1 protein-coding gene and 1 pseudogene are annotated in these 1,577 nt (G+C 74.9%); both read left to right on the top strand.

Annotated features, from left to right (window positions below; genetic code table 11):
• Positions 1-303: pseudogene (locus QR77_RS48390) on the top strand (hypothetical protein); the annotation flags it as partial.
• A gap of 19 nt (positions 304-322) precedes the next feature.
• Entirely contained in the window at positions 323-1,429 is a 1,107-nt protein-coding gene (locus QR77_RS08515) for an ADP-ribosylglycohydrolase family protein (protein WP_236711073.1), read from the top strand.
• Positions 1,430-1,577 lie beyond the last annotated feature (148 nt).

A 1,577-nucleotide genomic window follows, 5' to 3' on the forward strand; every position in this document is an offset into this window, starting at 1 on the left:
CTCGCCGGGGCCCTGACCGGCGCGCTCGGCGGCGGGGACGCCGTGCCGCTCGCGTGGCGGGACGCGTGCCGGATCCTCGCCGGATGCGCGCTGCCCCGGCTGGCCGGGACGGATCTGATCGAACTCGCCGGGCTGCTCGGGGACACGGAACTGGCCGCCCGGGGTGGACAATTCCGACATGACGACGCTCAGCACCCCCGCGACGCCCCCGGGGTCCCCCGCGACCCCCACCTCTCCGGCCTCCACCAGGTCCAGTACGGCCGGCACGTCCAACACGTCCCCGGCGACCCTCACTCTCGATGACCGGATCACCGGCGCCCTGATCGGAGCGGCCGTCGGCGACGCGCTCGGCGGCCCGGTCGAGGGCTACTCCCCCGACCAGATCGTGGAGCGGCACGGCGGCCGGGTGTCCGGCATCGTCGGGCCCTGGAACGAGGACTGGCGCACCGCCCGCCCGCTCGCCCCGTACCACAAGGGCGACGGGCATGTCACCGACGACACGTTGATGACGCACGCCCTGATCCGGGTGTACGGGACGGTACGCGGCCACCTCGACGCGTACGCCGTCGCCGACCACCTCGTGCCCGACCTGATCTCGACGCCGCGCTGGATTCCGGAGCTTGAGGCGGAGGCGCTGCCGCTCCAGCGGATCTTCCTCGCCGAGAAGTGGATGGTCACCCGCCTGCACTACGGGCATGTCGACCCGCGCGAGGCGGGCAGCGGAAACATCGTCAACTGCGGTGCGGCGATGTACATGGCGCCGGTCGGCCTGGTCAACGCGGCGCATCCCGAGGCCGCTTACGCCGAGGCCGTCGATCTCGCGGGCGCGCACCAGTCGTCGTACGGCAGGGAGGCGGCGGGTGTGTTCGCCGCCGCTGTCGCCGCCGCCTGCGTCCCCGGCGCCACCCCGGCGACCGTCGTCAAGGCGGCTCTCGCCCTCGCCAAGGACGGTACGCGCGCCGCGATCAAGGCCGTGTGCGAGGTGGCGGCCCGGCACCGCGAGGCCGACTCGGCGCTGCGCGGCCTGCGCGAGGCGGTCGCGCCCTTCGACACGGTGGGCCCCAACTACCGCGCGCCCTCGCTCGGCGCCCGCCGTCCGTCCCGGCTGCACTCCATCGAGGAACTCCCGGTCGCGCTCGGCATGTTGCTGATCGGGGGCGGCGACTTCCGCCGTACGGTGCTCGGTTCGGTCAACTACGGGCGGGACTGCGACTCGATCGCCACGATGAGCGGCGCGCTCGTGGGAGCGCTGGGCGGCGAGGCGGCGGTCCCCGCCGACTGGGCGGAACGGGTGGCCGAGGCGAGCCGGCTCGACCTGCACGCGCCTGCGCGGGTGCTGACGGAGGTGGCGTACGAGGTCTTCGACGCCGACCTCGCCCGGCGCCGTACGCACGAGGCGGCCTTCGGCCGGCTCACGGCCGAGCGATGAGCGGCCCCCGGCTGACCTGGGTGCAGCCCGAGGATCTGATCGGCCATGAGCTGCGCCAGGCTTCGCAGGACGGGCGGGACGCGAGCGCGTACGAGCAGCGCTGGCGCGAGGCGGGCGGCCATCCGGCCCCGGCCCGCGCCGGCGCCTC

The organism is Streptomyces sp. 150FB, from assembly GCF_000818195.1.
Classification (GTDB): Bacteria; Actinomycetota; Actinomycetes; order Streptomycetales; family Streptomycetaceae; genus Streptomyces.